Here is a 23455-nt window from a genome sequence, read left to right as displayed (position 1 = left end):
ATAAGAGCACAATGGGATGAGCCTGGCACTTACCGCATACCGGACCGGAGGCGGTAGGGCCCTGGAGATCGAGAGAGCTCGAAGGAGACGAGTCATGTCCAACGTCTCGCACCCCAGAAGCGATATCAGGAGCCACCCCGACGCCGACGAAATGCGGGACCGGTATGCCCGCATGGTCGGCGGTCGCGATGTGGCGCTCGTGGACGGGCCGGTGTTCCTGCTCGGCCTGTACTGCGCGGTGTCCCCGTGGATACTCCACTACACGACAAGCCAGCCCGCGCTCGTGACGCACAATCTCGTCATCGGCATCGCGATAGGCCTGCTGGCCCTCGGATTCACCATCACGCCGGAGAGGATGTACGGCCTGAGCTGGGCGATCTGCGCGATGGGCGCGTGGATGATCATCTCGCCGTGGGTCGTCGGCAGCAGTCCGGACACCGGAGTCGTTCTCAACAGCATCATCATCGGCGCACTGGCCGTGGTGCTGGGGGCACTCTGCGCGGTCACGGCCAGGGGCAGCACGCCTCGGGCGTAGCCGCCAGGACGCGGCAGCAAGCCACGGAAGGGAAGCCGACCTGAGGCCGGCCCGCTCAAAGCGGGCCGGCCTCACGCGTGCCGCGTCGGCCCGTCTCAGTGATTCGCTCTCAGTGTGTCTCAGTGTGTCGCGTCTCAGTGTTTCGGCGCCATCCACGGCTCCTGCGACAGCGGGCTGCCGGTCTCCAGCAGGGACTTCAGGTTGGACAGCACCGCAGGCCAACCGGAGCTCACGTCGCTCAGCGCACCCTCGTCCGCCAGCTCCTCGTGGGTCACGGTCAGCCGGACGATGTCGGCGTGCGGCTGAATGTCGTAGGTGACCCGGGAGTACCTGTCCGCCCGACCCTCGTCCTCGGGCGCGGCCCAGGTGACCACGAGCAGGGTCGGACGCTCGCTCTCCACGACGGTGCCCACCACGTCCGCGATGCCCGAGCCGTCCGTACGGCGGTGCTCCCAGCGGGAGCCGGGCTGCCAGTCCGAGACGTTGCTGTGGCCCCAGTAGGCGGCGGTCAGCTCCGCGTCGGTGAGTGCGTCCCAGACCTTCTCGGGTGTGCTCTGGATGTAGGTGACGTACACATAGCTCGGTTTGTCGGTCATGGCTTCCTCGGCTCGTCGCTTGAGTGCACTGAGCGCGCGCAGACGCGGGCGCTCGAACTTGTCGATCCACCGCTCCTGGACCTCATGGAGCGGCACCGGATTGAGGTAGTGCAGCTTTTCCCGCCCTCGCCGCACCGTGCTGACCAGGTTGGCGGCCTCCAGGACCGCCAGATGCTGCGTCACCGACTGGCGTGTCATGTCGATGTGCTCGCACAGCTCGCCCAGCGTCTGGCCACTGTGCGCGTGCAGCCGATCCAGCAGCCGTCTCCGCGTCTCGTCGGCCAGCGCCTTGAAGACCTGGTCCATTCCGGGTTCACTCTCCGATCGCACACTCAACGTTATGCAGGCAATTACCTGCATGTCAAGCGACAGCCATGGAGAGCGAGCGCGACCGGGCGTATACCGATCGCCCGGCGCACCGCGGGCTGGCACGCTTCTCGCATGGATCAACCGGAGGTACTGCTCATCGGCGGGCGCGCGGGCGTCGGCAAGTCCACCGTGGGCTGGGAGGTCTCGGCGCGGCTGAAGTTCGCGGAGGTCGCTCACGCGGTGATCGAGGGCGACTTCATGGGGTACGTGCATCCGGCGCCGGACGGCGATCCGCACCGCGCCGGGATCACCGAGCGCAATCTCCGGGCAGTGTGGGGGAACTTCGCCGAGCTCGGCTACCGGCGCCTCGTCTACACCAACACCGTGAGTGTGCTGGCCGAGTCGGCGAGCCTGTTCGAACAGGCCATGGGGAGAGAAGTACGGATCTTCCGCGTGCTGTTGACCGCCACCGACGACACCACGGCCCGACGGCTCAAGGGGCGGGAGATCGGCTCCGAGCTGGAGCGCGAGATGGCGAACAGTGCACACAAGGCACGACTGCTGGACGAGCGGGTGCCCGCGGACACCGTGCGGGTGGCGACCGACGACCGCACGGTGGTGGACATCGCGCGTGAGGTCGTGGCCGCCACCGGGTGGGTGCACACCGGGTGACGCGGGCGGGCCCGGCTTCGGGCCCGCCCCTTCGCCCGCCGGTCAGCTCACGTTCAGCGACGTGTCGTCGATGACGAACGACGTCTGGAGAATGGACCCTTCGACGCCGGTGAACTTGACGGTGACCGTCTGCCCGGCATAGCTGCCGAGGTTGAACGTGCGCTGGGTGTACCCCGTCGCGGCGTTCAGGTTCGAGTACGTGGCCAGCGTCGCCAGGACCGTGCCACTGCTGTTGAGAACCTGGGCCTTGAGGGTGTCGTACGCCGTACTGGTGGTCGTTTCCGCCGTGTCCACGTGGAGATAGAAGCTCAGGGTGGCGGCGCAGCCGGCGGGGATGGTCACCGACTGGGAGAGGGTTTCGGTGTTGGCCGAGCCGTTGCCGTTCAGCCAGGCCTTGTAGGAGCCGGTGCGGGCGGCCTGACCGGCGGCGGTGGTGATCACTCCGCTGGTGGCGGTCCAGGACGAACTGCCGGACTCGAAGCCGGGGTTGGCGAGGAGCTGCGCGCTGGTGCACGTGCCGCCTCCACCTCCGCCTCCACTGTCACTGGTTCCCGCCAGCCACTCGGTGGCGTTCAGGGCGAGCGCGGCGTTCGTGCCGGCCGTGTCGTTCCAGCCGTCGTACAGTGTGTTGCCCGACTGGCCGGTGCCGTCGTCGATGGGCGAGCTGTCGCCCCAGAACGCGACCCGGCCGCTGCCGAAGGTGCTGGTCGCGAAGAAGGCACCAGTGTTGCCGGAGTACCCGGAGCGGTAGAGGAGGCCCTTGACCGCGGAGTTGGCGGTGGGGCTCAGGGTGGCCGTCGTGCCGCTGCGGATGATGCTGCCGGTGACCTTGCCGAAGGAACCGTTGAGGACCGGGTCGGTCGTGCTGGAGATGGCCCTCGGGTTCTCGGTGCCGACGGTGAGCGTGTCGACGGTGAAGCCGAACGGGTTGGTGCTGTCGACGCTGTTGTTGGACATGAGGTCGTTGATGATCTCGACCGAGTCCTCGCCGTCGTTGTTGCGGTCGGATCCGGTGTGGTCGGAGACGAGGAAGAGGCCGCCGCCGTTCTGCACGAACGTCATGACCGCGGTCTTCTCGGCGGTGCTCAGCAGGACGTTCGGCTCGGGCAGGACGAACGTGTCGAAGTTCTGCAGGTCGGTCGCGGCGGTGGTGCCGTACGTGATGCTGCTGCCTGAAGGGAGTGTCTTCAGCGAGTAGTTGCCGGTCTTCTGCAGGGCGACACCCCACGCGGAGATCGCTCCGGTCCAGTCGGTCTCGGCCGACGGTGTGGAGTCCTGGCCGAGCGGGTCCGGCTGACTGGTGCCGATGATCCAGTCGGCGTTCCCGGCGGTCTCTGACTTGGTGTTGTCGAACAGGATGCGGTGCGGGGTCGCCGCGGCGGCCGAGCCCGCGGTGGCCGTCTGAACGGCGGCGCCCGTCAGGAGCAGCCCGAAGGCGGCCAACGCCGTGGTGAGTCTGTGGCGGGACCTTCTGAATCCGAGCATCCGGCAAACCTCCGTGAGGGGTGGGAGAGGCGGTGCGGGCGCCAAGTCTGCGCGCGTAGAACGGGGCTTGGCCGTCCTCCGGGCGACAGGTTCTTGAACGGTACATGACGAGCGAGGGGCCGAACAGAAGGCGTCCGAAGCGTGCGCCTCGGTCACGCGAAAGCGGGTCGAGAACCGACCGACACCCGGACGCCAGCCGGACGACAACCGGACTTGGGCCGGATCGAGCCGGCCGAAAACCGCTCGAAAGCCGTTCGGACTGCCTGGGCGTCCAGCGGGCACCCGCATACCTACGAAGGCAACGACCAAAGAGGGGCGGAGATGGAGATCTCAGGCATCATCAGTGCCATCATCATCGGCATCGTCATCGGCGTACTGGGCAGGCTGGTCGTCCCGGGACGCCAGCGCATCGGCATCCTGCTGACGATCCTCGTCGGCATCATCGCCGCGTTGGTCGGCGCCGCGATCGCCAACGCGTTCGACGTGTCCGACACCAACGGCATCGACTGGATCGAGTGGCTCATCCAGATCGGTCTGGCCGCGCTGGGCGTGGCGGCACTCGACCGGTCCAGCGGGCGGAGCAGGGGACGGGTTCGCCGCTGAGCGGAGCAGGCGCGCAGCGGGCAGCGCGGGTCGGGCGAAGGGTTCGCCGCTGAGGTGAGTGGCGGGCCCGGCTCGTGGTGCCGCCGCCAACCCCGTTGCGGACCACGCGCCTCGGCGGCTAGGTTCTGCGGGTTTCCCCGTACCCGTCTTCCGCCACGGAGAGCCCTTGCCCGCGCATATCACGCCGCTGACCGATCCCGAGATCACACCGTCGAGCCGGCGCCTGGCATGGCTGGCGTCCGACGCCGACGGTGTCCCGCTCGGCTCCGCCTTCCTGCGGCTGTTCGCGAAGGCAGGACAGGAGCATCTCGCGGAGATCGAGATCGCCGTACATCCGGGTGAGCGGCGGCAGGGGGTGGGCGGTCTCCTGCTGGAGGCGGCCGTCGCCGCGGCGCGGAGCGAGGGGCGGCGGTCGCTCGTCGCGCAGGCCGTGGACGGCTCCCCCGGCGACCTCTTCCTGGCGGGGCGCGGGTTCCGCCGGGTACTGGCGCTGACCTACGCAAGGCTGCCGCTCCCCGACGTGGAACTCGCCCGGCTCAACGGGATCGTCCAACAACCGCATCCCGGCTACGAGTTGACGCACTGGGACGGCTCCGTGCCGCCCGCACTGGCGCGAACCTTCGCCGACTCCCGGCGGGCCATGGACGACATGCCGATGGACGGGACCGACTACGGGACGGTCGTGTGGGACGTGGAGCGGGTCCTGTCGGCGGCCGAAGCCGTCGCCAAGCGTGGGGAGTTGCTCCACACGGTCGCCGCGGTGGACCTCTCGGACGGCTCGATCGCCGGGTTCTCCGAGCTGGTCGTGCCGGGCGACGGCCGCGGCGACGGTCAGCACTACGGAACCGGCGTACTGCCCGAGCACCGCGGGCACGGCCTCGGGCTGTGGACGAAGGCGGAGTCGATCCGTCGGGCCCGCGTGCGGCACCCCGAACTGGGCGGCCTGCTCACCGACACCGCCGACAGCAACGCGCCCATGCTCCGCATCAACGACGCGCTCGGCTATCTGCCGACGCACAAGGCCGTGGAGTACCAGCTCACGCTGTGAGCGACGCCTGGCAGCGGCAGCGACTGCTCCCCGGTCACGGGTCGGCTCGCGGGGTCGGCGCCCTAGGCGGACCCTGCCTCGCCCGGTGCATACACGTACGGCGTCGTGGTGGTCAGCGGCTGGAAGCCCAGGCGGGCGAGGACCGGGCGGCTCTGGCTGGAGGCGTCGACCTGGACGTAGCGGTAGCCGCGGTCGGCGGCGACGCGGGCACGGTGAGCGACCAGGGCGCGGTAGATGCCGCGTCCGCGCCAGGCCTCGACGGTGCCGCCGCCCCACAGTCCGGCGAACCGCGCCCCCGGCAGGAGTTCCATGCGGGCCGCGCTGACCGGGACGTCACCGGCGAGGGCCACCACCGCGACGACCGTGTCCTCGTCGCCGGTGAGCTGGGCGAGCAGTTGGTGGCGCAGTCGCGTGCCATCCGTGCCGAACGCCTGCTCGTGGACGTCGGCCACCAGGCCCACGCCGGCGCGGTCGGTGACGGAAAGCAGCCGTACGCCCGCGGGCGGCTCGGCGTCGAGCACGAGGTCACCCAACTCGGCGATCATGAGTGTCTCCTCGGGCTCGGAGGTGAATCCGGCGTCCCGCAGCCGCTGCCCGAGGTCCTCCGGCTGGTCGTGCCCGTAGAGCTTCCACTCGAACTCCAACCCGAGTTCGGTGAAGTACCGGATCTGCTCGGCGATCGCCGCGTCCGCGCTCGCCTCGTCGAGGTCCGACCAGGTCACCCCGCTCCAGCCCTGCCCGGTGCTCACCTGCCGCACCACCTTGCCGAGGTGCTCGATCCGGGCATCGGGGGCGTCCGGCCGCGCCCCTTCTCGCATATCCCGGTCGAACAGGGCAAGTACCGCAACGTGATCCATGGGAGCACTCCAGCATCCTGGGGCGGCCAGGGCAATGGGATAACGTTCTTGAACCCAAGCCCATACGGATCTGAACCGGATCTTCAGCATCTGAACCGGATCTTCAGCCGCTTCGAGCGCTTCGAGCGCCTTGAGCACCCGGGACGCCCCGCCCCCCGCCTCCGCCCCCCCACCTCCGGCAGGCGGCATCGGCATCGGCATCGGCATCGGCATCAGCCTGGACCGGTGGCCGGATCGGGTTCCTGCCGAGGCTTCTCACACCTCTTGGATTGCCGGCCCAACTGATGGCGTCCAAATTTCCATAAGGTTAGGCTAACCTAAGTTTTACTGCTCCGAACCCGACGGAACGGATTGCTTTCGTATGCCTGAAAGCGCCTCAACTGCCTTGCCGTGCAAGGCGCCTGTGACGTCGGAGCCCTCGTCCGCGACCGCCCACTCGAACACCGACGGAGACCCAAGGCCATGGCGCCGAATCCGCTCTTCCCGTCCCGTGGTACCGCTCCCCCGGCCGCGCCCCGACGGGTCGTGAAACTCAGCGAGACGGACCTGGACCGCGCGCTCGCCATCGGTGTCGAGCCGGGTACCTCGAAGTGAGCGCCGGCCCGGAACTCGCCGGCCGGCTCGCCCTCGTGACCGGAGCGGGCCGGGGAATCGGCGAGGCAGTGGTCGCGGCGCTCGTCGAGCACGGCGCCCGCGTCCTCGCCACCGACCTGGCCCCCGAGGGCGTGGCGGCCCTCGCCGACAAGTACGGCGAGCAGGTCACCGCCCGGCCGCTCGACGTCACCGACGGCGCTGCGGTCGAGGCCCTGGTCGCCGAGGGCGAGCGCACACTCGGCCCTCTCGACATCGCTGTCAACGTCGCCGGAATCCTGCGGAGTTCGGACGTCGTGGACCTGACGGACGAGGACTGGGCGGCCACCTTCGCCGTCAACACGAACGGCGTGTTCCACGTCTCGCGGTCCGTCGCCCGCCGGATGGCCGGACGCGGCCGGGGCAGCGTCGTCACCGTCGCCTCGAACGCGGCCGGGATACCCCGCGCGGGCATGGCCGCCTACGCCGCCTCCAAGGCCGCGGCCGTGATGTTCACCAAGTGCCTCGGCCTGGAGGTGGCCTCACGGGGCGTCCGTTGTAACACCGTGTCCCCCGGCTCGACCCTCACCGACATGCAACGCGCGCTGTGGGCCGACTCCACCGACCAGGCGGCAGCGGCCCGGCGCGTCATCGAAGGTGACCTCGCGTCGCACCGCACGGGCATCCCGCTCGGCCGGATCGCCGACCCTGCCGACGTCGCCGACGCCGTCGTCTTCCTCGCCTCCGACCGCGCCCGTCACATCACCATGCACGACCTGTACGTCGACGGCGGCGCCACGCTGCGGGCCTGAACCGGCCCCTGTCCCACCGACCACGGTCGTGCCACCTCTCCCCACTGGAGACACCCATGTCTGCATCTCTGCACGAAGCCACCAGCCCCACGCTGGTGTCCCCCGGCGCGGCAACCGCCCTGCTCGACGCCTACCGCCCCGGCCAGGACCGGTTCCTCGCCTCTCCCCGGCACACCCTCCTGGGCCGGGGCACCGCCGCCGAAATACCCCACGACACAAGACCGTTGGCGCAGCGGGTACGCGAGGTCCTCGACGCCCGGCGCCGCGCGGGCGGCCCTGCTCCGATCGTTGTGGGAGCGCTGCCCTTCGCCCCGGACGCCCCGCCCTCGCTGGCCGTCCCGCAGTCCGTACGGTGGGCGCCCCCGCTGCGAGAGGACCCGCTGATCGCGCTGCCCGTGCCCGACACCGACCAGCGAACCGACTGGCAGGTGCGGGAGGTTCCGGCCGCCGCGGGGTACGGCGAGGCGGTCGCCGCCGCCGTCGCGCGGATGCGGTCAGGGGAGTTCGACAAGGTCGTACTCGCCCGCACTCTGGAGCTCACCTCCCCGCGCGAGCCGGACCTGGCGGCCATGCTGCGCCGACTCGCGCGCCGTGACCCGGCCGGATACACCTTCGCCGTCCCCAGCGGGCCCGGCCGCACGCTCGTGGGGGCCAGCCCCGAACTCCTGGTCGCCCGCTACGGCGGACGTCTGACCGCCAATCCACTGGCCGGGTCCGCGCAGCGCAGCACCGATCTCGCCGAGGACGTCCGGCGCGCGGCCGCGCTTCTGGAGTCCCCGAAGGACCTGCACGAACACGCCGTCGTGGTGGCCGCCGTACGCGAGGCGCTGGCGCCGTTCTGCACCCGACTGAAGGTGCCCGACCGGCCCACCCTGGTGCGTACGGCGGCCATGTGGCACCTGTCGACCACCGTCACCGGCGAGCTCGCCGACCCCGCGGTCTCCGCCCTCGAACTGGCGTCGGCGCTGCACCCCACTCCGGCGGTGTGCGGGACGCCGACCGAGGTGGCCCGCGCCGTCATCGCCGAGCTGGAGCCCTTCGACCGCGGTCCCTACACCGGCATGGTCGGCTGGCAGAACGCGGACGGCGACGGCGAGTGGGTCGTGACGATCCGCTGCGCCGAGGCCGAGGGACGCTCGCTGCGGCTGTTCGCGGGGGCGGGTGTGGTGGCGGCCTCCTCTCCGGAGGCCGAGACGGCTGAGACGGGCGCCAAGTTCCGTACGTTCCTCAGTGCCGTGGGGGCCGCGCTGTGACCGCCGCCCGGCCCGACCTCGCGGCAGGTGCCACCACCCCCGGTGTCGACGCACCGACCTGGCCCGCCGAGTTCGCCGAGCGCTATCGCGAGGCGGGCTACTGGCGCGGAGAGACCTTCGGCGGCATGCTGCGCGAGCGCGCCGCCGCCCATCCCGACCGCATCGCCCTCGTCGACCCGGCTCCCGAGCGGCGCACCTGGACGTACCGCGAACTGGACGAGCGCGCCGACCGGCTGGCCGCCGGGTTCGCGGCGCGCGGGATATCCAAGGGCGACCGGGTCGTCCTGCACCTTCCGAACGTCGGCGAGTTCTTCGAGGTCGTCTTCGCGCTGTTCCGGATCGGCGCGCTCCCCGTGTACGCGCTGCCCGCGCACCGCGAGACGGAGATCGGCTACTTCTGCGCCTTCACCGAGGCCGTCGCCTATGTGATCCCCGACCGGCACGCGGGCTTCGACCACCGCGCCCTCGCCTCGAGAGTCAAGGAACGCACACCGAGCCTTCGGCACGTCTTCGTGGTCGGCGACCCTGGCGAGCACACGTCCCTCGCCGACGTGCCGTGCGATCCGTCCGGGCCACCGCTTCCCGGTCCTCAGCCGCACGAGTTGGCGTTCCTCCAGCTCTCGGGCGGTACGACGGGCGTGCCGAAGCTCATCCCGCGCACCCACGACGACTATCTGTACTCGCTGTGGGGCTCGAACGAGATCTGCGGCGTCGACGCCGACACCCGCTTCCTGGTCGTACTGCCGGCCGCGCACAACTTCCCGATGAGCTCGCCCGGTTGGCTGGGCGTGCTGTACGCCGGGGGCACCGCCGTGCTGTGCCCCGCGCCGGATCCGGCGACCGCGTTCCCCCTGGTCGAGCGGGAGCGGATCACCATGACGGGTCTGGTCCCGCCGCTCGCGCTGGTGTGGACGGAGGCCGCTCCGGGATCCGAACACGACCTGTCGAGCCTGGAGTTGGTGCTCGTCGGCGGCGCCAAGTTCAGCGAGGAGGCGGCACGGCGTCTGGAACCCGCGCTGGGTTGCGCTCTGATGCAGGTCTTCGGGATGGCCGAGGGGCTCGTCAACTACACCCGGCTGGACGACGACCGGGAGACGGTCGTCACCACTCAGGGGCTGCCGATCTCCCCGGACGACGAGATCCGCATCGTCGACGACGCCGGACTCGACGTGGCGGAAGGGGAGTTCGGGCACCTGCTGACGCGTGGCCCGTACACCATCCGCGGCTACTGGCGGGCTCCCGAGCACAACGCGACGGCCTTCACCGAGGACGGCTTCTACCGCACCGGCGACATCGTGAGCCGCCGGGCGAGCGGCCATCTCGTCGTCGAGGGCCGGGCCAAGGACCAGATCAACCGGGGCGGCGAGAAGGTCGCGCCGGAAGAGGTCGAGAACATCATCCTCGCGCACCCGTCCGTGCACGACGTGTCCGTCGTCGCGGTGGCCGACGAGTACCTCGGCGAACGCTCCCTCGCGTACGTGATCCTGCGCGAGGGCGCCGAGGCGCTGAAACCCGTCGCCATCAAGCGGTTCGTCCGCGAGCGCGGCGTCGCGGCCTACAAGGTCCCCGATCTCGTCGAGTTCGTCGACGTCTTCCCCCAGACCGGAATCGGCAAGGTCAGCAAGAAGCAGCTGCGTTCCACCGCCGTCGCCGAGCAGCACTGAAAGGCCCAGATTTCCCATGGCACTTCCGGCCATAGCCCCCTACCCCCTGCCGACCGAGGACGAGCTGCCCGCGAACCGGGTCGCCTGGACCGTGGATCCCGCGCGCGCCGTGCTGCTCGTCCACGACCTGCAGAATCACTTCCTCGGCGCGTTCCCGGCCGGTGAACCGCCCCTGACCGGGATGCTCGAGAACACCTCCCGGCTGCTCGACCACGCCCGGAGCCGCGCCATACCGGTCGTGTACTCGACACAGCGGGGCGGGCAGACTCCTCGCCAGCGCGGTCTCCAGCTCGACTTCTGGGGTCCCGGAGTCGCCAACGACCCGCAGGCGCTCAGCGTGCCGGAGGCGGTCGCGCCGCAGCCCGGCGACCGGATGCTCACCAAGTGGAAGTACAGCGCGTTCGTGCGCACCCGGCTGGAGGAACTGCTCCGCGACGAGGACCGGGACCAGCTGATCGTCGTCGGCGTGTACGCCCATATCGGCGTCCTCATGAGTGCCTGCGACGCGTGGATGCGGGACATCCAGGCGTTCGTCGTCGCCGACGCTGTCGCCGACTTCTCCCGCGAGGACCACGACATGGCACTGCGCTGGGCCGCGGGCCGCTGCGCGGTCGTGACCACCACCGACGCGCTTCTCAAGGAGATCTGAGCCCGATGGCCCTCACCCTGGAGCAGATCCGCAGCGATGTCGCCGACTCCCTCGGCGAGAATCCCGCGGACATCCCTTTCGACGAGAACCTCGTGGACTACGGCCTCGACTCGGTCCGGGTCATGGCGCTGCTGGAACGCTGGCGCCGTGACCACGGCGTCGAGGCGGCCTTCGCCGACCTTGCCGAGCAGCCCGCCATCGAGGCCTGGGCGCCACTCCTTGGAGTTGTCTCATGACGGTCCTCCTGACAGGCGACACCGACACCTCGGTCACCGAACTGCCGCTGACGGCAGCCCAGTCGGGCATGTGGTTCGCGCAGGCCCTGGATCCGGGCAGCCCCGCGCAGAACACCGCGGAGTGCCTGGAGATCGATGGGCCGATCGACCCGGAGCTCTTCGCCGCCGCCCTGCGGCAGGTCGTCGCCGAGGCCGACTCACTGCGCGTACGCGTCGAGGAGACCCCGGACGGCCCGCGCCAGCACATCGCCGCCGCCGTGGAGTTGCCGCTCACCGTGCGCGACCTGCGCGCGGCGCAGGACGCCGAGGAGCAGGCCGAGGCATGGATGCGCGCCGACCTCGGCGACCCCTTCGACCTGGCGGCGGGACCGCTGTTCCGCCATGCCCTCTTCCAGGTGGGCGAACAGCGGTGGCTCTGGTACCAGCGCATCCACCACCTCGTCATGGACGGCTTCGGCTACTCGCTCCTCGTTCGGCGCACCGCCGAGGCCTACACGGCGCTCGCCCGGGGCGCGGAGCCGGGTCCGCGCACCTTCAGGTCGCTTGCCGAACTCGTCGCCGACGACGCCGAGTACCGCTCCTCGGACGCCTTCGCGGCCGACCGCGCGCACTGGGCCCAGGCGTTCGCCGACCGTCCGGAGGCGCCGCGGCTCGCGGGCCGCGGCGCCCTTCCCTCGCGCACATTCCGCCGTCGTACGACGTATCTGCCGCGGGAGACCACGGAGCGCCTGCGCGAGCTCGCCGCCCGGTCCCGCGCGACCTGGCCGGACGTGCTGATCGCCGCGCAGGCCCTGTACACCTCCCGGGCCACTGCACAGTCGGATGTCGTACTCGGCCTGCCGATGATGGGCCGCATGGGCTCGGTGGCGCTGCGCGTGCCGGGCATGGTGATGAACGTGCTGCCGCTGCGGCTCACCGTCTCCCCCGACGCGACCTTCGCCGAGCTGGTACGCCAAGTGGTCCTCGGTATCCGGGAGGTGCGCCGCCACCAGCGTTATCGGTACGAGGACATCCGCCGCGACCTGGGGCTGCTCGGCGAGATGCGGGGCCTGGTCGGTCCGCTCGTCAACATCATGCCCTTCGACTACGGCGTCGACTTCGCCGGAGCACCGACCCGGGCACGAAACCTGTCGGCCGGCCCGGTCGACGACCTGACGGTCAACATCTACGACCGCGCCGACGGCCACGGCCTGCGCATCGACCACGACGGCAACCCCGCCCTGTACGAGGACTCCGAACTCGCCGCGCACCAGGAGCGGTTCCTGCACCTCCTGGACCGTCTCGCCAACGCCGACGCGCAACTGCCGCTCGCCGCCCACGGCATCGCGACCCCGGCGGAACACGCCCTGGTTGTGGACGAGTTCAACCACACGGTCCGCAAGCTGCCGCCGACCACACTCATCGGCCCCATCGAGTCGCGCGCGGCCCGGACGCCGGACGCGACGGCGCTGGTGTACGGCGACACCTCTCTGACGTACGCGGAACTCAACGCCCGCGCCAACCGGCTGGCCCGGCACCTGCAGACCCTCGGCGCCCGGCCGGGCGCGGTGGTGGCGGTCTCGGTGCCGCGCTCGGTGGAGCTGATCGTCTCGCTGCTCGCCGTACTGAAGGCGGGCGCCGCCTATCTGCCGCTCGACCCGGACTACCCGGAGCAGCGGCTGACCTACATGCTCCGGGACGCGGCGCCGGTGTGCGCCGTCACCGACCGCGTGGGACGTCTCCCCGAGGACTCCGGCACGCCGCTCGTCGTCCTGGACGGGCTGGACGTGTCCACGCACTCGTGGGTGAACCCGCCTCGGGCGCTCACTCCGTCCGATCCGGCGTACATCATCTACACCTCCGGTTCCACGGGCCACCCCAAGGGCGTCGTCGTCTCCCACGCGGCGATCGACAACCGGCTGCGCTGGATGCAGCACGAGTACGGGCTCACCGCCGAGGACCGCGTGCTGCAGAAGACTCCCTCGTCGTTCGACGTGTCCGTGTGGGAGTTCTTCTGGCCACTGCGCCAGGGCGCGGCGCTCGTGGTCGCAGAGCCCGGCGGCCACAAGGACCCCGTCTACCTGGCCCGGCTGATCCGCGAACAGTCCGTCACCACCTGCCACTTCGTGCCCTCGATGCTTCAGGTGTTCCTGGCGGAGGCGGACACCGCGCAGTGCGAGGGACTGCGCCTGGTCTTCTGCAGCGGCGAGGCCCTGCCGCGCGAGACCGCGAACGCCTTCGGGCGCACCGTGCCGAGCGCCCGGCTGCACAATCTGTACGGGCCGACCGAGGCCGCCGTCGACGTCACCTACCACGCCTGCGCCTCGGAGGGCTCGGGACCGGTGCCGATCGGACGGCCGGTGTGGAACACCCGTCTGTACGTGCTCGACGCCGCGTTGCAGCCCTGCCCGCCGGGAATTCCGGGCGAACTGTACTTGGCGGGAGTGCAGTTGGCGGACGGCTATCTGAACCGTGCGGAGCTGACGGCGTCCCGGTTCGTGGCCGATCCGTTCGGCCCCTCCGGCAGCCGCGTGTACCGCACGGGCGACCTGGCACGCTGGACGAAGTCGGGCGAGGTCGAGTACCTGGGCCGCACCGACCACCAGGTGAAGCTGCGCGGGCAACGCATCGAACTCGGCGAGATCGAGGCCGCGTTGGCCGACCAGGACGGGGTGGACGGATCCTGCGCACTGGTCCTCGACGACCGGTTGGTCGGGTACGTGACCGGCGTCGCCGATCCCGCGACCGTACGGGCAGCGCTGGCGCGCGAGCTGCCGGAGCACATGGTCCCGGCGATCGTCGTCGTCCTCGACGCGTTCCCTCTGAGCCCCAACGGCAAGCTGGACCGGCGCGAACTCCCGGCCCCGGTCTTCGCGGGCGGGGAGGGTGCCAGGCGCCCTTCGGGTCCGCGCGAGGAGGCGCTGACGCGGCTCTTCGCGGAGGTGCTCGGAGTGGAACAGGCCGGTCCCGACGACGCGTTCTTCGATCTGGGCGGCACCTCTCTGCTCGCGGTGCGGCTGGTGGCACGCGTACGGGAGGAGCTCGGCGCCGAGCTGACGATCGGCTCGCTCTTCGAGGCGCCGACCCCGGCCGCACTCGCCGGTCGACTCGAAGAGGCGGGACCGGCCTCCGGGGACGCACTGGACGTCGTACTCCCGCTGCGCGCCGAGGGCGACCGGCGTCCACTATTCGCGTTCCATCCGGCGGGCGGCATCTCCTGGTGCTATGCGGGGCTGTCCGCCCAGCTCGGTCCGGGACAGCCCGTGTACGGCATCCAGGCACGCGGCCTGGTCCGTGACGAGCCGCTGCCGAGCACACTCCAGGACGAGGCCGCCGACTACGTCGAGCGGGTCCGCGAGGTACAGGCACACGGTCCGTACCGTCTCCTCGGCTGGTCCGTCGGCGGGATCCTCGCGCACACCGTGGCCGTGTTGCTCCAGGACGCCGGCGAGGAGGTCGAACTCCTCGCGCTGCTCGACGCGTTCCCGGCCGAACAGTGGCGCGAACGGCCCGCGCCCGAGGAGGGCGACGCGCTGACCGCCGTACTGCGCATGGCGGGCTTCGACCGCACCGAGGAGCGCACCAGGGACGACGTACTCGCCACGCTACGTCGGGCGGGCAGCCCGCTCGCCGGGCTGAGCGACCACACCCTGTCGAAGATCGTCGACATCGTGCCGAACCACGCGCGCATGATGCGCGAACACCAACACCGTTTGTACGACGGTGACTTGCTGTTCTTCACGGCCGCGGCACCGCGTGCCGAGGACTGGCTCAGCCGGGAGGCCTGGCGCCCTCACGTGACCGGTGCCGTCGTCAACCACGACCTGGACTGCACGCACCCGCAGTTGATGCGGGACAGGCACCTCGACGACATCGCCGCGCATCTCGCGGCCCGCTTGAAGGAGCTCGACGATGCCTGCGCAGGGCGAAGATGAGCACGTCTGCACGCGTCACCTGGACGGGTGGCGGGTCAGCCGCCGGCGCCGGACAGCAACTCGACCAACCCATCAGCCAGTTCAGTGCGCCAGCAGAGGTAGTCATGGCCACCGTTGAATTCGCGGTAGGAGGCGTCGTCGTAGCCGGCGGCGGTGAGGGCGTCGCGCAGACGACGGGCCGCCGGGAGGGCGACCCACTCCTGCTCGCCGAAGGAGAGGCGGAAGCGCACCGGAAGGCGGGGGGCCTCGGCGACGCGCCCGGTCAACCACTCCGCCTCCGGACCGACGGGCCACCAGAACGAGCCCGACTGCACGAGCACGTTGCCGAAGCGGTGCGGGGCCCTGAGGCCGGCATAGGCGGCGGTGAGGCCGCCGAGGCTCTGGCCGGCGATCACAGTGCGCGCGGGGTCGTCCGTGACCGGCAGCCGGCCGGCCGCCCACGGCAGCAGCTCGTCCACGAGGAACGCGACGAACTCCGGACGGCACGTCAGCTCCGCCCAGCGGGTGTCCGCGTCCACGGACTCGGGCAGAACGGCGGCGAGCGGCGGGATTCGGCCGTCCGCGATGAGGTTGTCGAGGAGGTTCGCGAGACCGAGCCCCGGCTGCCAGTGCTCGCCGTCGAGCAGGACCAGGACGGGCAGGCCCGCCGACTCCCGTCGCTCCCCAGGGGGTTCATACAGCCAGACGCGCCGTCGCCCGCCGAGGAGCGCGCTCTCCACCTTGTGCTCGGTGGTCGTGCCGCGGGCCACGTCCGGCCTCGGCGTCCAGGCCTGCGCGCCAGGAGCACCAGGGAGTTCGGCGTACGGGACGGGGGTACCGCCCCAACGATGCGGAAGGGTCCGGGCGTTGAATGGGTCGGCGCGCCGCTGGGTGCGCAGCCATCGCCAGTACTCGGGAGTGCCCGGGTCCGGACCCTCACCCTCGTCGACGTAGAAATCGTAGGTGCCGCGCCAGTCGTGGCGCAGGCGGAGCGTCCAGTGCCAGACGTCGGTTCCGGGAGCCCGCTCCATCAGGTTGCCCGCCGGGACGCGCGGGTCGCCGAGCTTGTTGGGCAGGACCTGGACGGCCCGGGTGGCGGGCGTGCCGCGCCACAGGTACGTGACGGCCACATGATCGGCGCTGCCCAAAGGGTCGGGCGAGACGAGCGGGGTGCCGCGTCGGCGGATCCCGGCCCAGAACTCCTCGACGCCTTCCGGCGCCGGCAGTGGGCAGCCCGGTTCCTGGAGTCGCGGCAGCGCTTCGGGGCGCGGCAGTCGGGGCGGGTGGTGCGGGGTGCCCTCGGGCGGCACGAGCTCGAACATGCGGGTTGACTCCGGATGACGGGGGGTGAGTCGGCCATCTTTAGGTTAGGTGAAGCAGTCGGAGTGCGGTCGAGACGCTTTCAGGTACGCGCGGTACCTTCCCCCTGACACGGCCGCGCTCGGCCGGGAAAGTTCTCAGACATCGGGAGAGTCATGCGCGCCGGAGTGACGGACGAGACGATCGTCGAGGTCGCCGCCGGGGTCCACCTGGTCCACGGCAGCGACACGAACTGGGTGATCCTGGCCGAGGGCGACGACGTCACCCTGGTCGACACGGGCTATCCCGGTGACCGACAGGCGGTCCTTGCCTCGCTGGAAGCTCTCGGCCACTCCCCCGAGGCCGTCACGGGCGTGCTCATCACGCACGCGCACAGCGACCATCTGGGTTCGGCCGAGTACCTCAGCAGCACCTTCGGCATCCCCGTCCACCTGCACGACGCCGAACTGCCCCACGCGCGCCGGGAGTTCCTGCATCAGGTCAGCACCGGACAGGTGCTTCGCGAGGCCTGGCGTCCCGGCGTCCTGCCGTGGGCGCTGCACGCCGTCAAGTCGGGCGGCAAGGCGGACGTCCGGATGACCAGGCCGGAGCCGTTCCCCAAGGCGGGCGCGCTCGATCTGCCCGGCCGTCCGGTTCCGGTGCACACGCCCGGCCACACGGCGGGGCACTGTGTCTTCCACCTCCCGGATGCCGGAATCCTGATCTCCGGCGACGCCCTGGTCACCGGCCACCCCACGTCACGGGTACGGGGTCCGCAGCTTCTGCCGGCCATGTTCGACACCGAGCGTGTAAAGGCCCGGGCGTCGCTGACACACATCGAGGCCCTCGCCGCGGACGTCCTGCTGCCTGGGCACGGTCCCGTGCACCACGGCCCGGTGCGCGAGGCCGCGCGACGCGCGCGGGAGCTGGCCGGCTGACGCGGTCCAGTCGGCCGCGCCGGGCCGGGCCGCCGCCAGATATGCCCGCAGCGCGTCGCGGTCGCGGTCGCGGTCGCGGGCCAGGAAGTCGACGTGGCTCTGGATGCGGTCGATCTCGTCACGCAACAGTGCGGCGGTCTCCAAATTCAGGCACGCCTGGCCCGGTGAGCGTGTTGTCACCGGGACCGGTGGAGGCCGACGGGGCTCAGTGACAACACGAAGGTGCCTGCGTCCGTCCTCGTGGCAAGAAGGAGGCCCCACCGGTCAAGCGCGCCCGGTGGGGCCTTCCCTGCTGGAGCCTTCCCTGCTGGAGCCTTCCGGCCTCGGTGGGCGGCGGGCGGTGGGGTCAGCGGGTCGCGGCCGGCCGGGATCGCCGGTACAGGGCTGCCCCGCCCAGGAGCAGGGCGGTGCTCACGGCGATCGCGGGCAGGGTCTGGTCGGCGCCGGTGTGGGCGAGGGACGCCACGGGCTGCGGCGGAGCCTGGTGACGCGGCGTGCCAGGTGGCGTGTGCACCCCGGTTGGCGGGGTGGGCGGCTTCGGTGCGGGCTTGACCGGGCGGTCGGGCCGGCCGCCGGAGTCGTTCGTGGACTCGTTGCCGACGGCCGCGTTGCCGATGCCGACGACGCTCACGGAGTTGCCCGTGACGTTGACGGGGAGATCGACGGGAAGCTGCACACCGTTACCGGAGAGCACACCTGGCGAATCCTTTCCGCTGCTGTGTGCGACGGCACCGCCCTGCGTCCCTCCGGGCGCCTCGGCCCCGCTGCCCCCGCGCGTCCCGCCGGGCGTCCCGGCCCCGCCGCCCTTGTTGGCGCAGCTGTTGCCCGCCGCCGGGTTGAGGAGCCCGACGACGTTCACGGTGTTCCCGCACACGTTCACCGGCACGTGCACCGGGAGCTGGATGGTGTTGCCGGAGATCAGACCGGGCGAGCGCGCCGCGGTGCCGTCCGCCGCGGAGTCGGCGTGCGCCGGCATGGTCACGGCCATGGCGCCCGAGGCGGCGGCTGCGACGATCAATCCATTTCGGGTAACCCGTTTCATAGGGTCCCTGCCTTCCAGACATGGTCGCGGGCGGTCGCCCGCATGGCATAAAACGCGGGAGCACCATCCGAGTTATGGCTTATCGGTCTTTCACCCCATCGAGCGTCCCGTTTATCGAACTGGCGAGGGGGCTTGCGCGACCGGCGTAGGCGCGGAGTCGGCGCTCCTGAAACACGTCGGCCGGCCTCCCGTCGGGCGCGCAGATTAAGGCACCAGGGCCCTTTCCGCTCGCCCAGAGGCGTCCCCGGGAACCCGCGCTTATCGTGGGCGAGGGGGCAGCCGGGCCTACCTGGAGGCATGCATGCCGTCCGTGCACCAACGCTGCGCGCTCACCGGAGCCACGACCGTGACGCTGGCCCTGCTGGCGGCCGGACTCCCTTCGGTGGCGACGGCCGCCGACGCTCCCGACCTGTCCCGTTTCTACGGTCAGAAGATCAAGTGGTCCGCGTGCAATGGCTACGAGATGCCCGAGGACATGCAGTGCGGAAAGGTGACCGTCCCGCTGGACTATGCCAAACCCGGTGACGGAACACTGGACCTGGCGCTGGCCCGCTATCGCGCGACGGGAAAGTCACGGGGTTCGGTACTGCTGAACTTCGGTGGCCCCGGCGGTGCGGGGATACCCCAACTCGCCGTCGGCGGCGAGGACTTCATGGGCCTGACGAACGGCTACGACGTGGTCACCTTCGACCCCAGAGGCGTCGGCCAGTCCTCGCCCGTCAGCTGCGGCGAGGGCGCCGGCGAAACCGACGGCAGGACGGACGACACCACCGATCCGCAGGACGCCCTCAAGGCGTTGCGGAGGGCCGCGGACGAGTGCGCCAGGCACTCGGGGCCCGTGCTGCGCCACATCGGCACGGTCAACGCCTCCCGGGACATGGACGTGATGCGCCAGGCCCTCGGCGACAAGAAGCTCAACTACCTCGGTTTCTCCTACGGAACACGTCTGGGCGCGGTGTACGCGGCCCAGTTCCCCAAGAAGACGGGCCGGTTGGTCCTCGACGGTGTGGACACGCTCACCGAACCGCTGGCCGAGCAGGGTCTGGTGGGCGCGGAGAGTCAGCAGGCCGCGCTGGAGGACTTCCTCACCTGGTGCACGAAGGACCTGACCTGTCCGTTCGGGCAGGATCCGCGCAGCGCCCGAACAGAGGTGGTCCAGCTCATCGACTCGCTGGACGCGGACCCGGTCCCGGCCGACTTCGGCCAGGAGTTCTCCGGACAGGACCTCGTGGGCGCCATCAGCCAGGCGCTCTACAGCCGTCAGATGTGGCCCACGCTGGAGCAGGCCCTCAACTCCCTGCTGCAGGACGGCGACACCCGCTGGCTCGTTCAGTTGTCCGGAGGCGCGGCCTTCCCCGGAACCACCGTCGGAGGCCGGCCGGAAGGCGAACCGGCCGTGCCGGCCCGGCCGGACGGCGAATCGGACACGGCAGCCCGGAAGGACGACGAGCTGACCGTGACGGCCAGCCCGGACGGCGGCCTCGTCGACCCCGTGGACGTCCCCGTCGACAACCTCCCGGCCGCCCTGATGGCGATCAACTGCGCGGACGACCCCGACCGGCCCTCCGCCGACCAGATCACCAAGGAGATCGACAGACTCCGCGCCGAGTACGCGCAGGTGTCCCCGGTCTTCGGCGAGTACCGGCTCACCCAGGTACTGATGTGCTACGGCCGCGCCAAGGGCACCGACTACATACGCGACGAGGTACGCGACGTGGCCGCCCCCAAGATGCTCCTCGTCGGCACCCGTGGCGACCCCGCGACTCCGTACCGCTGGACCGTGGAGACCGCCGAGCGGCTCGGCTCGTCGGCCGTCGTGCTGGACAACAAGGGCGACGGCCACACCGGGTACGCGTCCTCCAAGTGTGTGCACCAGAAGGTCGACGACTTCCTGCTGTACGGCTCCCTGCCGGACAACGGCAGCTCGTGCGGGCCGCCTGACTCCGGCGACTGAACGGGGCGCTCGCGCGAGAACCGTGGTCCCCAGGGAACTGCAACAGCCGTGTAACACGGACAAGTCGGCTACAACCTCCTGATCGGCACGGCCGTCACACTGGGCAGGCGTCGCCTCGACCGGGCGCGCCGCACTTCCCGGGCACATGCCCACCGCAGCTTCACAGGGGGAACACCACCGATGCGTATCCGTCCCGTCCTCGCCCTCGCGACCGCCGCCGCGGCGCTGCTCGTCGCCGCGCCTCAGGGCTCGGCCGCCACGGCGCAGACGCCGACCGCCACCAAGGTCGCCGTCTGCCCCGACGAGGCCCTCACCCTCGCGGCACACCAGTCCGCCAAAAACGCCACTGTCGTGCACATCAGCGTCACCAACCACTCCACGCGCACCTGCACCGTGGACCGCATCCCGACCGTCACCTTCGGGGATCTCGACGGCGCGGCCCTGCCGGTGCCCGCCGGGGACAGCGGGCCCTACCGGGTCGGCGCCGGCAAGACGGCGTACGCGGCCCTGCGCACGATCGTCGACCCCGCCGACCCCGAGGTTCGCCGGGTGGACTCGATCGGCGTCTCCGCCGACCCGGCGCGGTTCGGCCGTACCTTCACGGCGCCGGAGCTGGGCGCCGGTGACGCGGTCCTGGTGTGGGAGCCGGTGACGACGTGGTGGAAGCCGTCGGTGGCCGCCGCGGACAAGGCTCTCGGGCTCAAGTAGGACACGCGGCGGCGCCCGCGCAGCCAGGCGGTCCGGGCACGGAGGACGGGCGGGACCCCGCAGAACTTCACGGGGTCCCGCCCGATCAAGTGCACCAAGTGCCCGATAGGCGAATTAGCCCTATCGTGCAGGTATGGAGCACGCACTCAGTCCCGCGACCCTGACCGAACTGCGCAGGCCCCGGCCCTATCCCGCGGTCTCCGTGCTGACGCCGACCCACCGCCGCGAACCCGACAACGCCCAGGATCCGGTCCGGCTGCGCAATGTGGTGGCCGAGGCCAAGAAGCAGCTTGAGGCCGATCCGTCGGTCACCCGCGAACGGCGGATGGACCTCGTCGAGCAGCTCGACCGGGCCCTCGCTGAGGTCGATCTGACGCACGCCGAGGACGGCCTGGCGATCTTCGCCGCCCCCGGCGAGCACCAGGTCTGGTCGCTGGCCCGCACCGTGCCGGAGCGCGTGGTGCTCTCGGACACCTTCCTGACCCGCAATCTCGTCGCCGCGCAGGCCTCCGAGCGGCCGTTCTGGGTGCTGTCGGTCTCGGCGGACCGGATCACGCTGTGGAACGGCGGCGTCGACCGTGTCGTCGAGGAGAACTCCGGAGGTTTTCCGCTCACGCGGAGCCTGGAGGACCCGGACGCCGAGCGCCAGGAACGCGTCGGCAACCTGCCCAGCTCCTTCCGCGACGAGCAGACGCGGCACTTCCTGCGTGACGCCGACACCGCCGTCGGCGCCGTCCTGCGCAGGCACCCGCGGCCGTTGTACGTCACCGGTGAGACCGCCGCGCTCTCCCTCCTCGAGGAGATCGGCACCGTCACCAAGGAAGCGGCGCACATCCCGCACGGCGGTCTCGCTCACGGCACGCCCGACGCCGTGTGGCACGCGGTTCGTCCGCTGATCAGCGCCGAGGAGAAGAAGGACGTCGACGCGGTGGTCCGGGAGCTCGAATCGGCACGTGGCCGCAAGGCGTTCGCCGCCGGGGTCGACGAGGTGTGGCAGACCGCGGCCGAGGGCCGCGTGCAACTGCTCGCCGTCGAGGAGAACTTCCGTGTGACGGTACGGGACGACGACGGCGACCATCTCGTTCCCGCGGAGAGCAGTGATCTGGACGCCCGCGAGGACATCGTCGACGAGATCGTCGAACAGTGTCTGGAGACCGGCGCCGAGGTGCGCTTCGTCCCCGACGGCAGCCTCGGGGACGCGAAAGGGATCGCAGGGGTGCTGCGTTACTGATCTCCCCGGCCGACAATGATCCCTGTCGTCGGCGGGAAGGTGCGAAGCGCGTGAGTGACCTACTGGGTGTGGCAGTTCTGGGTGCGGGACACATGGGTGCCGACCACATACGGCGAATCGACCAGGTGGTGAGCGGCGCGAGGGTCGCCGCGGTCGCGGATCCCGATACCGAGCGGGTCAAGGACGCCGTGGCCGGGATCGACGGCGTCTCGGTGCACGCCGACGCAACGGCCGCGCTCGACGCACGCGGCGTACAGGCCGTGTTGATCGCGTCCCCCGGGCCCGCGCACGAGGAGGCGCTGCTCGCGGCCTTCGCGCGGGGCCTGCCGGTGCTGTGCGAGAAGCCGATGGTTCCGGAGTCGTCCGGCGCGCTGCGGGTGGTGGAGGCCGAGGCGCGGCTCGGGCGGAGGCTGGCGCAGATCGGGTTCATGCGCCGGTACGACGCCGAGTACCAGCGTCTCAAGTCCCTGCTGGACAGTGGACGGTTGGGCCGCCCACTGATGCTTCACTGCACGCACCGCAATGTCTCCTCGCCGGCTCACTTCACCACCGCGATGCTGGTCAACAGCTCCGTCTCGCACGAGATCGACGCGGCGCGCTGGCTGCTCGACCAGGAGCTCACGGCCGTGACCGTGCTGCAACCGCGCCCGAGCTCACGCGCCCCGGGAGGCCTCCTCGACCCCCAGCTCGTACTGTTCGAGACGGCGGAGGGTGCCCTGGTCGACGTGGAGATCTTCGTCAACTCCGGCTTCGGCTACCAGGTGCGATGCGAGGCTGTCTGCGAGGGCGGGAGCGCTCGGATCGGGGACGAACACACGATGGTCGTGACGACGGCCGGCGGCGCGTCCGAGGAGGTGCCGCAGGACTACCTCGTACGGTTCGCCGACGCCTACGACCGCGAGGTGCAGGCGTGGGTGAACGCGACCCGCGAGGGCCGGGTCGTCGGACCGAGCACCTGGGACGGATACGCCGCGTCCGCCGTCGCCGAGGCGGGAGTCCTGGCGCAGGAGAGCGGCGGCCGGGTGACCGTCGAACTCGCCCCGCGCCCGGGACTCTACGACCGGATCGACCGCTGACGCCCGCCGCGCCCGTCGCGCTCTC

The 23455-nt window shown here is 70.9% G+C and carries 21 protein-coding genes; 16 read left to right on the top strand and 5 right to left on the bottom strand.

Annotated features, from left to right (window positions below; genetic code table 11):
* Positions 1–94: 94 nt before the first annotated feature.
* Complete coding sequence (locus tag ACFYPC_RS24410; RefSeq protein ID WP_388679867.1) at positions 95–535, top strand: SPW repeat protein; 441 nt, start codon at positions 95–97, stop codon at positions 533–535.
* Positions 536–669: 134 nt separating this feature from the next.
* Here the strand turns inward: ACFYPC_RS24410 and ACFYPC_RS24405 are convergent, their stop codons facing one another.
* Positions 670–1437 (bottom strand): ArsR/SmtB family transcription factor, encoded by a 768-nt coding sequence (locus ACFYPC_RS24405; protein WP_388680078.1) that lies wholly within the window; start codon positions 1435–1437, stop codon positions 670–672.
* Between the two features lie 135 nt (positions 1438–1572).
* Here ACFYPC_RS24405 and ACFYPC_RS24400 point away from each other — a divergent pair, with 135 nt between their 5' ends.
* Positions 1573–2112 (top strand): hypothetical protein, encoded by a 540-nt coding sequence (locus ACFYPC_RS24400; protein ID WP_388679864.1) that lies wholly within the window; start codon positions 1573–1575, stop codon positions 2110–2112.
* 42 nt (positions 2113–2154) lie between these two features.
* Here ACFYPC_RS24400 and ACFYPC_RS24395 read toward each other — a convergent pair whose 3' ends face one another.
* The gene (locus tag ACFYPC_RS24395; RefSeq protein ID WP_388679861.1) at positions 2155–3597 is read right to left on the bottom strand and encodes a hydrolase; all 1443 of its coding nucleotides are present in this window, start codon (positions 3595–3597) and stop codon (positions 2155–2157) included.
* A gap of 321 nt (positions 3598–3918) precedes the next feature.
* Between ACFYPC_RS24395 and ACFYPC_RS24390 the strand changes: the two genes are divergently transcribed.
* Positions 3919–4200, top strand: coding sequence for a GlsB/YeaQ/YmgE family stress response membrane protein (locus ACFYPC_RS24390; protein ID WP_388679858.1), 282 nt, complete (start codon positions 3919–3921; stop codon positions 4198–4200).
* Positions 4201–4366: 166 nt separating this feature from the next.
* The gene (locus ACFYPC_RS24385; RefSeq protein WP_388679856.1) at positions 4367–5248 is read left to right on the top strand and encodes a GNAT family N-acetyltransferase; all 882 of its coding nucleotides are present in this window, start codon (positions 4367–4369) and stop codon (positions 5246–5248) included.
* A gap of 62 nt (positions 5249–5310) precedes the next feature.
* Here the strand turns inward: ACFYPC_RS24385 and ACFYPC_RS24380 are convergent, their stop codons facing one another.
* The gene (locus ACFYPC_RS24380) at positions 5311–6105 is read right to left on the bottom strand and encodes a GNAT family N-acetyltransferase (RefSeq protein ID WP_388679853.1); all 795 of its coding nucleotides are present in this window, start codon (positions 6103–6105) and stop codon (positions 5311–5313) included.
* A 462-nt stretch (positions 6106–6567) separates the two neighbouring features.
* Between ACFYPC_RS24380 and ACFYPC_RS24375 the strand changes: the two genes are divergently transcribed.
* From ACFYPC_RS24375 to ACFYPC_RS24345, 7 genes are read left to right on the top strand one after another with little or no spacing between them, the layout of a single operon-like run.
* Positions 6568–6699 carry a hypothetical protein gene (locus tag ACFYPC_RS24375; protein ID WP_388679851.1) on the top strand — a complete coding sequence of 44 codons (132 nt, stop codon included), beginning with the start codon at positions 6568–6570 and terminating at the stop codon, positions 6697–6699.
* Positions 6696–7487 (top strand): 2,3-dihydro-2,3-dihydroxybenzoate dehydrogenase, encoded by a 792-nt coding sequence (locus ACFYPC_RS24370; protein WP_388679849.1) that lies wholly within the window; start codon positions 6696–6698, stop codon positions 7485–7487. The genes ACFYPC_RS24375 and ACFYPC_RS24370 overlap by 4 nt, the downstream gene beginning before the upstream one ends.
* 56 nt (positions 7488–7543) lie before the next feature.
* A complete protein-coding gene (locus ACFYPC_RS24365) occupies positions 7544–8740 on the top strand; it encodes an isochorismate synthase (RefSeq protein WP_388679847.1) in 1197 nt (398 codons plus the stop codon).
* On the top strand, positions 8737–10404 hold the full coding sequence (locus ACFYPC_RS24360) for a (2,3-dihydroxybenzoyl)adenylate synthase (RefSeq protein WP_388679845.1): 1668 nt from the start codon (positions 8737–8739) through the stop codon (positions 10402–10404). The genes ACFYPC_RS24365 and ACFYPC_RS24360 overlap by 4 nt, the downstream gene beginning before the upstream one ends.
* A gap of 16 nt (positions 10405–10420) precedes the next feature.
* On the top strand, positions 10421–11053 hold the full coding sequence (locus ACFYPC_RS24355) for an isochorismatase family protein (protein ID WP_388679843.1): 633 nt from the start codon (positions 10421–10423) through the stop codon (positions 11051–11053).
* A 5-nt stretch (positions 11054–11058) separates the two neighbouring features.
* Entirely contained in the window at positions 11059–11289 is a 231-nt protein-coding gene (locus ACFYPC_RS24350) for a phosphopantetheine-binding protein (protein ID WP_388679841.1), read from the top strand.
* Positions 11286–15203, top strand: coding sequence for an amino acid adenylation domain-containing protein (locus ACFYPC_RS24345; protein ID WP_388679838.1), 3918 nt, complete (start codon positions 11286–11288; stop codon positions 15201–15203). Before ACFYPC_RS24350 ends, ACFYPC_RS24345 begins: the two co-directional genes overlap by 4 nt.
* A 35-nt stretch (positions 15204–15238) precedes the next feature.
* Here the strand turns inward: ACFYPC_RS24345 and fes are convergent, their stop codons facing one another.
* Positions 15239–16504: an enterochelin esterase gene (fes, locus tag ACFYPC_RS24340; protein ID WP_388679836.1), complete on the bottom strand. Its 1266-nt coding sequence runs from the start codon at positions 16502–16504 to the stop codon at positions 15239–15241.
* A gap of 153 nt (positions 16505–16657) precedes the next feature.
* Between fes and ACFYPC_RS24335 the strand changes: the two genes are divergently transcribed.
* Entirely contained in the window at positions 16658–17419 is a 762-nt protein-coding gene (locus ACFYPC_RS24335; RefSeq protein ID WP_388679833.1) for an MBL fold metallo-hydrolase, read from the top strand.
* Between the two features lie 346 nt (positions 17420–17765).
* On the opposite strand, the gene ACFYPC_RS24330 is transcribed toward ACFYPC_RS24335, so the two are convergent.
* The gene (locus tag ACFYPC_RS24330; RefSeq protein ID WP_388679830.1) at positions 17766–18461 is read right to left on the bottom strand and encodes a chaplin; all 696 of its coding nucleotides are present in this window, start codon (positions 18459–18461) and stop codon (positions 17766–17768) included.
* 301 nt (positions 18462–18762) lie between these two features.
* Between ACFYPC_RS24330 and ACFYPC_RS24325 the strand changes: the two genes are divergently transcribed.
* From ACFYPC_RS24325 to ACFYPC_RS24310, 4 genes are all read left to right on the top strand, one after another.
* A complete protein-coding gene (locus ACFYPC_RS24325) occupies positions 18763–20415 on the top strand; it encodes an alpha/beta hydrolase (RefSeq protein WP_388679827.1) in 1653 nt (550 codons plus the stop codon).
* Positions 20416–20595: 180 nt separating this feature from the next.
* Positions 20596–21123, top strand: coding sequence for a DUF4232 domain-containing protein (locus ACFYPC_RS24320; RefSeq protein WP_388679824.1), 528 nt, complete (start codon positions 20596–20598; stop codon positions 21121–21123).
* A gap of 133 nt (positions 21124–21256) precedes the next feature.
* The gene (locus ACFYPC_RS24315; RefSeq protein ID WP_388679821.1) at positions 21257–22354 is read left to right on the top strand and encodes a chemotaxis protein; all 1098 of its coding nucleotides are present in this window, start codon (positions 21257–21259) and stop codon (positions 22352–22354) included.
* Between the two features lie 50 nt (positions 22355–22404).
* On the top strand, positions 22405–23430 hold the full coding sequence (locus tag ACFYPC_RS24310; protein WP_388679818.1) for a Gfo/Idh/MocA family protein: 1026 nt from the start codon (positions 22405–22407) through the stop codon (positions 23428–23430).
* Positions 23431–23455: the final 25 nt, after the last annotated feature.

The sequence above is a fragment of the Streptomyces sp. NPDC005808 genome (genome assembly GCF_042871385.1).
Taxonomy (GTDB): Bacteria; Actinomycetota; Actinomycetes; order Streptomycetales; family Streptomycetaceae; genus Streptomyces.
This window is presented reverse-complemented; position numbering and strand designations above follow the sequence as displayed.